The sequence below is a fragment of the Prosthecobacter sp. genome (assembly GCF_020439865.1).
Classification (GTDB): Bacteria; Verrucomicrobiota; Verrucomicrobiia; order Verrucomicrobiales; family Verrucomicrobiaceae; genus Prosthecobacter.
The window spans coordinates 64,330-73,868 of record NZ_JAGRPF010000102.1 but is presented as its reverse complement, the minus strand read 5'-3'; the positions used below and the strand labels follow the sequence as shown (position 1 = coordinate 73,868).

Genomic DNA, 9,539 nt, shown 5'->3' with positions numbered 1-9,539 from the left:
GTGTACGCCTTGCGTACCGACATCGACATTGCTCTGGCGGGCTTCACGCTGAACGTAGGTGCGGCCAATGCGAGCACGCTCGGTCAGGCGGGATTGATCCTCAATGCCGGAGCGCACATCTCCGGAGGCACGGTGAACATCGGTACCAATGCGCTGAACGTGTATGTGGAGGACACGAAGACCTCGACGATCAGCGCGCCGATCACCAACTTCCGCAGCAACGTGAACAACACGCTGAGCACGAGCAACGTGGCGGCGCCAGCGGTGCTGGTGAAGTTTGGCGGGGGAACGTTGGAACTGAGCGGAGCGAACACGTTCCAGGGCAACGTGCAGGTCAACGCGGGAACGCTGAGCCTGAAGGCGGCCAACGTGATGCCGACGTTTGGCAACCTGAACGCGGTGACTGGTTCGATCGTGACCATCCAGCCGGGAGGCACGGTCAAACTCAACGGCTTCAATCAGGAGTTCGGCAACCTCTCGGGCACCAGCGTGGTCAGCGGCGCCTTGAGCACGGGGGGCGTGCTTGATCTTGGTTCCGCCACTCTAGTTGTCGGACGTGAAGGCAGCAGCCAGACTTTCTCTGGCCAGATTATCGGCGGCGCAGGTTCCGTGCTGACCAAGGTCGGCGGTGGACGCCTGACCTTGAACAACTGGGATACGTCGATGCCGAATTCGCTGGGGACCTTGGATATCGCTCAAGGTTTTGTGCAGAGCTGGATCAACGACCAGTCGTGGGCGACGCCGACAGGCTTCGCTTCTGCGATCCCGAGTTCGACGACGATCCTGCTGCGCGGCGGTCAATGGGAAGCATACGCAATCGGCGACAGCACAGGCAACAGCCAGCGCATTGTTATCGGAAACAATGTCATCCATCAGGGCGGGGACAGCCAGTTGATCGTCAATCGTCCCACGGGATCCGGTTCCAGCAAATTGCTGGTCTTCGGCACGCTGCAGTTGGACGTGCAGCGTTTCCTGAGCACCGGCGGCAACACCTACATTCCGCGTTTCGATGGGCTGACGACCCTCACCAACCACGCGCGCATTCAGAATGACGTGCAACTCGTGCTGGCGGGCGGCATCACGGACGGCGGCAAAGGTTATACGATCAACAAGATCGGCGGTTCGGATCTGACCATTTCCGGAGACAACAGTTCTACATGGAGCGGCGGCATCGTGGTAAGCGCCGGCACCTTGTTCTTTGGCAATCGGGGCACGGATGATGTCTTGTATCCTGGTGTGACTTTCGTGCCGAGCAGCACGGCCAACATGGGCAGCGGTGACATTGTGGCGAATCAGGCCTTCACCATCAACAATGGCTCGACCACCGCGATCCGTTTGAATGCCCCCACCAACGTGCTGGCCGGGCAGGATGTGCTTATCTTTGGCAGCGAGGTCAACCACACCGTGCGTGTGGACATCGGCACGGACGCTCCGCTGACCAGCTACAATCTTCGTTCCACGATGAACGGCGCGCTGGCCCTTGGAATCGGGGACGCCGGTCTGTTCACGCAGGCGCTGGACCAGTCGAAGATGGGCAGCGGCAAGTGGGGTATCTCCGCATACGCGACGACTTTTTACATGGCGGACACCTTGGGTGCCGGCGTGGACAACGTCTATCGTTTCACGGGCACCAATGCGGTTCTTAGCGTCGTGAACAGCGGTGTGGTTACGGGCTCCGCGTCCCTTCAGGTGGGACGCAACCCGCTGGATTCCGGATTTCAAACACCCACGGCCACCGTGGCCCAGATTCGTCTTTACGGCACGCAGGACTACACCGGCAATACCACCATCTTCCGTGGTGCCGACTTTGGTTCCATCGGCAACTATCTGGAAATCACCGGCAGCATCGCCTCCCCGGTCATTGACGTGTATGGCCGCCTCAACCTCCGTGGCTCCGCCTCGGTCACCACGAACGGCCTCACCAATTCCAATGCAGTCAACCTCCGCCCCGGCGGTGTGCTGCGTCTCGACTATTCCACCGACGTGAACGACCAGTTCATCATCAGCCGTCTCAACAACAGCAACCTCACGGTCGCCAACAAGTGGGGTGACAACGAAGCGCTGATCCTCGACGGAGCCACGCTGAACATGGTGGCCGCCTCCCAGCATTACACCTCAGAAACCGTGGGTGAGATCACGGTCAAAGGCGGCGCGGGTCTCTATCTCGAGCGCAACAGCACCAATGGCGGTATTGTGCTGATCACTAACACCGGCATCGTTCGTTCCGGACAGGGGACGCTGGCCATCCGTTTGAATGCGGATGAGTTTGGACTCAATCAGTTCCAGGGACAGCGCGTTTACGTCAACGATTCAGCCTGGCTCTCCGCCAATCTGACCAACGGCATGTTGAGTCCTTGGATGTTTGTCGCCCCTGCCGCCACCACCACAACGCTCAACAGCTCCAACCTGTCCTTCGTGACGTACAACGACGTCACTGGCATGACCTATGCGCCATGGACCGCCACCGGTACCGGAGCCGCTTTCCTTCAGGGGCTGAATTCGACTTCCATCGCCTACTACAACGCGGGGGGGAATGCCGCGCTCGCCAGTGTGGTCAACAGCTACGCCATGCGGGTGACCGGCACCACCACCATCTCAGGCAACCAGGTCAATATCCACAGTGGCGGTCTCCTCACCAGCGGTGCTGTGACTTTCAGCAGCACCGCTCCTCTCTTCTTTGGAGATGGCACCAACAAGGTGGAAGGTGTCATCTACTCCTTTGACAACACGCTGCTGCTGCAGGGCAAGGTGACAGCGGCAGGTCTGACGCGTGCTGGTCCCAGCACGCTGCAGTTGTCCAACGCGTCCAATGACATCACCGGCAACTTCCAGATCAACGGCGGCACGGTCATCGGAGATCTTCCAGGTACCTTCGGCACGGCCAGCATCACGCTGCAGGGAGACTATCAGAACAACAACAACGGCGCGCAGATGCCCATCGTGGCATTCCGCACGGCCAGCGCCAGCGGGACCTTCAACAACGATGTCATCATCGCGGAGAACGTGCCATTTGCCCGCATCGACACCAATCGCTCCAGCGGCACCGGCAGCGGCACGATCACCATCTCCTCGCTGACCATTGCGGGCACCAGCACCCTGCAGGGCACGCTGCTGCAGATCCAGAACAACAACAGCTACAACCTCGCTGTCAGCGGTGCGACCAACATCAACGGCAGCAGTCCGGTGAGCATCTACGTCAGCGCGGGAACGGCCCAGTTGAGCGGAACTGTCACCAGTTCGGTGGGAATCACCAAGACCGGCAACGGTGTTTTGCGCCTGGATGGCAACAACACGGCGATGTCCAGCGTGATCACGTTGGATCGTGGTGAAGTCCGCATCACGGGCACCGGCACGGGCACCGTTCCCAATCTGGCGGCGGGCACGGGCGACTTCATCTCCAACTTCGGCACGATCCGCCTCGCAAGCGCGGTGGCTGACCACGACTTCTTTGTCACCGCAAACCAGAAGCTCTATATCAATGGCCTGACTCTCATCACCCTTGATCGCAACGGCGGAGGTGCGGCGAACAAGTACTTGGGCCTCGACAATGGCGGGCAGAAGATCATCACCAGCAACAGCCCCTTCCTGATTGTGAATGGATCGGACTCGCTGGTGATCGAAGCCGGTATTGTCATGAACGACATCCTTTCTCTTCGCACGGACACCACGACCTACCTCCGCGAGAAGGTCGAAGGAAAAGGCCGGCTCGTCAAAATCGGCAATGGTTACCTGATACTCGACATCTATAATGCTGCGCACACGTTCACCGGCGGTTTTGACATCTTCGGTGGCAATACGCTTTTCAACGGATCTGCCATCGTCGCTGGAACGGGGGCGGTGCGACTCTATGCCGGTGCCTATCTTGACATGCAGAACACCGGCAACCTAGGTGCCACGGGCTTGACCCAGGTTGTGACCAGCGACAGCGCCCTTGCATCCATTGGTGTCCGCGTCATCGGCAATTTGAACTCGATCACGGCGGCAATCGCCGCGCCCGGAGTGATCAAGGGCAATGGCTTCGGCATCCTAAGCCTGGCGGGCAATGTCAACCTGACCACGGATCCTGACATGGCTAATCGTGACGGCGGGGTCTTCAGCAACTGGTTCCTGGGTGGTGGCAATGGCAATGGCAATCTCACCGCCGATAGCGTGAATCCTTGGGGCCTCAACGGTAATGAGTTCCGGCTGGGTGGCGGAACCGGAGGCACGCTGACGGTGGGGCCGGCCACGGCAGGCTCTGCACAGTTCTCCGGTGGCAACCGCATGTTGCTTGGCGCTGGCATGGATATCCAGGCCTATGGTTTTGTGACCTTCAACAACAACGGTAACAATGACTACAGCGGTGGCACCCTGCTGGCCCGCACGCGTAACTATGACAACAGCTACCGCGGCTTTGGCCTCTCCCTTCAGGGTGGGGAGAGCGGCACCCGCACCCCGCTGGGCAGTGGCGAGGTCGAGGTCTTTGGCGAAGTTCGCATTGAAGGCAGCCGTGGCACCGCGGTCGGCTTAGGCGGTGCGAATGCGAACCAGTGGATTCTGCACCCGTCCACGCGTATTCGCTTCGACTACGCCACTCCTTACACCGGCACCAATACGGATGGACGCTGGAGTGACACCGACGCCATCTTCCTCAATGGCGGCAGCCTTGAACTGCTGGGGGATGATGCAGCGGCGGTCGCCAGTTCGATTCAATACACAGAAACGGTTGGAGCCGTCACAGTTGCGCTGGGCGCGGACATCTCCGTGGTCAGCCGTGGCACCAACCTCTTCGCCGAATTGACCTTGGCTGATCTCACCCGCGACACGGCCTCCAGCGGTACCCTGACCCTCCGCCACAATGCTAATCGTCTTGGAGTCGCAGGCTCGGTCAACGCCGATCGCCTGATCGTCACAGCCTGGGCTGCTGGCTCACCATTTATGAACAACGGCATGATTGATCCTTGGATCGTCAGTCGCTCGGAACATCAATTCTTGAAGTATGACACGACCCTCGGCTTCCAACTCATCACCGCTGGAGGGGCTCCCGCCAATTACAAGACCAGCACTGGCGGCACGCTCAACGGCACGACGCTGTCGCTCAACGACGGTACGGAGATTCTGAACCTCACCACCGCCACCGCCACTCTCGGCATCAATGCTGATGTGTATGCGTTGCGCTTGGACCGCGACATCAACGTCAGTGCGGACGGCCTGTTTAACCGCATCACCATCCGCAGCGGGGGGCTCCTGCTGGGGAGCAGCCAGACACCAACCATCAACCCGGATCTGTACTTTGGAGCCTCCGGTAACGGTGATGGTGAGGCTCTCATCAGCACCTCTGTCAACACGTTGCAGATCAACGGCAAGATCTACGCCAGCCAGGTCACCAAGTCGGGTCTGAGCGTCCTCAACATCCGTGGTGACCAGACCCAGTTTCATGGCAAGTGGGTGATTCAGGACGGAGGCGTCCAGTTCCTGACCCCGAACTCAACCGGCGACGGAACCAACGAGATTATTCTGGGTGGCGGGCACATGAATGACAACGACAACTACCTGCAGTCCTTCTACTCGGATGTTCGCTTCAACTTCAACCCTGGTACGCCCGACCTCTTCACTTGGAATACCGGTGCAATCACCAGCTATGACATCGGCCGCATCATTGTGACCGGACAGGGGAACGACCGTCTGATCCAGATCGCTGATATCAACCTTAAAACCACCAACACCATTCCGGGAGCCGGTCAGGAAGGCTTGCTGACCTTCCAGGTGGACAGTTCACGTGTCACTGCGCGCACGGGCACCGTCACACTGTACGATGATTACCAGCTCTGGGTCGAGGCGGGAAGCTGGGGCCCGGGTTCCACCACCGGATTGCAGCTTGGTTCCGGAACAGGGACCGGTGGGATCGACAACGGAGGTCTCTACGACTTCCGTAAGGTGGGTGACGGCATGCTCATCCTTGGGGACAACAGCACCACCTTCAGGACCCTGCCTGCCCTTGACCCCAAACGCACCACCTTTACCATTTCAGAAGGCGGTGTGCGTGTGACGAGCAACGGGGCGTTTGGCAATAGCACGGTTGACGCCATCATCAGTCCGACTGCAGCACTCGAAATCGCCGTCTCCAACTGGGTGCCGACCGCCAACCTGACCCAGGCTTGGGGTTCCATCGAACGTTGGGCAGTCAGCGATGCCCGCGGCACCGGCAACTTTACATTGGCCGACGGCGTCAGCCTGCAGGTCTTTGCCGATTTGACTGGCTCTCGCACGATTAACATCGCCGGTGGTTCGGTCATGGGCTACCTGCCGCTGGATTACGATGAAGTTGCTGTCATCCAGACTATCCGCAGCGGAGTGACGCTGAACCTCACGGCGGATTCGTATCTGGGACAGAACTATCCCTCAGGGATCTCCAGTGGTCAGAATTCCTTGTTCTATGACATGGGCAAGTTGAACACCACGACGAACCTCAACCCGACCGATCCGGGGCTGCGTGGATCGTATCTGCAGATCGATGGCAACATCACCGGCACCGGCTTCAACCTGACCAAGGTTGGCCAGGACATCATCAAGCTCTCCGGAACCGGCAACACCTATGGCAGCACCACCATCGAGAACGGCATCCTGCAGATCGGGGCGGACAACGTGCTTCCGCTCGGTGGAACGCTGACCACGAAGTTCACCGGTATGTTCGACCTCAATGGTCACAATCAGGAAGTGGCCGGACTGGCGGGTGACGGCGGTTCGATCAACAATGGCGCATTCGACAACAACACGCTGACCGTCAATCAGTCCTCCGCAGACACCACCTACGACGGTCAGGTGAATGGCAACGTGACCTTCCGCAAGAAGGGAACGGCCAAGATCACCTTCACAGCGGTCAACAGCTACCGCGGTGGCACCGTTCTAGAAGGCGGCACCCTGTCCGTCGCCCAGGCCTCCAGCCTCGGCTATGTCTCCTTGAACTTCCGCGCTGATGCCCTGCGCTTCACGGGTGGCACTCTGCAGGTCACCGACAACACCACACTGGACGCAACCTCCGGAGTGACGCTCGACGCGGCTGGCGGTACCATCGCGACGGCCGACAGCAAGACGTTCGTTGTGGCCTCGGTCATCACAGGTGAAGGGGCGCTGACCAAGTCCGAAACCGGCACTTTGGAACTTAGCGGCGCGGGTTCTGATTACTCGGGTGATACCAACGTCACTTCGGGAGTCCTAAAGGGAGGCGCTGAAAACGCTCTTTCGCCCAAGTCACGGCACGTGATCACCGGAGACACGGAATCCGGCACGGTGGATCTCGGCGGTTTCAATCAGTCCATTGGTTCTCTTGCCAGCACCGGGGCCGCCCAGGCGAACGCAACGGTCCTCCTTGGCGTGAACACGCTGACCGTGGGCGGTGATGACACCTCCGGAGCGGTGTATGCGGGCACGATTTCGGGTAGCGGCGTCTTCCGGGTGAACACCAATGGTTCGCAGACTCTGTCCACGGTGGACAACTCGGCGCAAACCTGGTCCACGGAGATCGCCAATGGCCAGCTTTCGTTGGCAAACGGTGCCAAACTTGGCAGCGGCAACGTCACTCTCAACATTGCTTCCGTCACCGGAACCGATGATTTGACCGTTCTCGATCTCCAGGGCACGGCGCTTTCGAACAACGTCATTGTCAACGCAACCAACTCCACCGGGCTCAGCGTTCTGCAGGCTTCCACCGCGGCCGATTCCTCCATCACCGGCGATGTCACTCTGAACCGTGACATCCTTGCAGGTGCGACGGCCGGCCAAAAACTGGAGTTTACAGGCACGGTGAGCGGCGCAGGCCGCGTCACCGTGGTGGACGGCGGCACAGTGATTCTGAGCGGCACCAACAACTTTGGCACCGGAGTCGCAGGCGGTTCTGGCGTCGCCATCGACGGCGGCACCGTCATCCGCTCCGGCACGGTTGAAGCGGACAGCAGCAGTGCCCTCGGCACCAAGCACGTCGAACTCGGTGACACCCGCATCATCATGACGACCTCCGTTGACCGCGCCACCACCGCCAGCCTCACCTTGGGCGGCGGCACCTACAGTTCGAACGGCGGTATCGCCCAGTCAGGCAGCTTCTCCGGTGTCTCCTCCACCGTGGACGGCTATGTCTATACAGCGCTTGATGTCGGCAAGACCATCCTCGTGAAAAATGAAAATGCCGATCCAAGCCGTAACGGCATCTACACCATTGTCAGTGTGTCTGGCGGCACCATGGATCTCATCCGTCATGTCGAATTCGACACACCGAGTGAGATGACCTACGGCACCCAGTTCACCGTGACCAACGGCTCTTCAGCAACGAAGTCCTTCTTCATGATGGGTTCGGATGTCGATTCGTGCTGCCTGCCGGTCATCGATCCAATCCGTTTCCGGGAAGAGGCGGCCGTCAGCGACGTGGCCCTTCTCGTCAATGCGGGTGCTCTGACGATCGCCAATGCCATGGACGTCAATGCCACCGCTGGCACAGGCAGTGTCACCGTGGGGGGTGCGACGACTCTCACCTCGGGTTCCTCCACCTTCACCGGAAACATGGTCCTCCAGAACCTTCAAACGGGTGCCACGGGTGTCGAAACCAAGACGGTAACGCTGACCTCTTCCACCTCGACGGGCAACGGCATCACCTTCTCGGGAGTGATCTCCGAGGCGGATTCCGCCAATGACACGCTTTCCATTGAGAAGACTGGCACTGGCATCGTCACCCTCACCGGAGCCAACACCTATCACGGCACCACCGCAGTGACCACCGGCACCCTCCAACTAGGAACCGGGGGCTCCATTGATGACACCACCTTCATTCGCGTGGACAGCGGGGCCACGTTCGGCACGCCTGCCGGTGGGTACACTACCGATGCCACCGTGGCCGGCTCCGGAACCATTTCTGGCGACATCACGATCGGCACCAATGTCGGTGCCATCAATACCGCAGGTTCCCTCCGCGCGGGTGACAGCACCGGCGGACTCCTCGCCAATGCGGGCGATCAGCTGGGAACACTCACCATCGACGGCAATCTCACCGTTGCCTCTGGTGCCAGCATTGTGATGCAACTCGGCGGCCGCACGCTGAACGATGATCCTGCAATCCGTGGTTTCGAAACCAACCTCACTGGAATTGCCGCCGGAACCATCGCGTCTTGGGAAAGCGCCAACACCGTGTCGCTTCACGATCACATCATCGTGAACGGCGGCTCCGCTCCGGTCGTCAACGGCACCATCAAAATCGACTCCACCTTCCTGAACGGCTACACACCGGTCTTTGGTGACATCTTCGACCTGATGGACTGGGCCTCGGTGTCCAGCATGGGTGGTACGCCGAGCTTCGACTTCACCGGCGTTGTTCTCGGGGACGGTCTCGCCCTCAACACCCAGTTGTTCGCCAGCAACGGCTTCATCGTCGTTGTCCCTGAGCCGTCCAAATCGCTGCTGCTCCTGTTCGGTCTTCTCGGACTGTTCTGCCGCCGCCGCCGTCGCGCATCTGTTTGATTCATCGATCATCCGGTTCCGAGCGTTGAGTGCCGGACCGGGTTGGGAGAGGAAGG

Annotated in this window: 1 protein-coding gene; it reads left to right on the top strand. The window is 59.9% G+C overall.

The window, feature by feature from the left end; genetic code table 11:
• Positions 1-9: 9 nt before the first annotated feature.
• Complete coding sequence (locus KDL09_RS11020) at positions 10-9,483, top strand: autotransporter-associated beta strand repeat-containing protein (protein WP_294384730.1); 9,474 nt, start codon at positions 10-12, stop codon at positions 9,481-9,483.
• Positions 9,484-9,539: the final 56 nt, after the last annotated feature.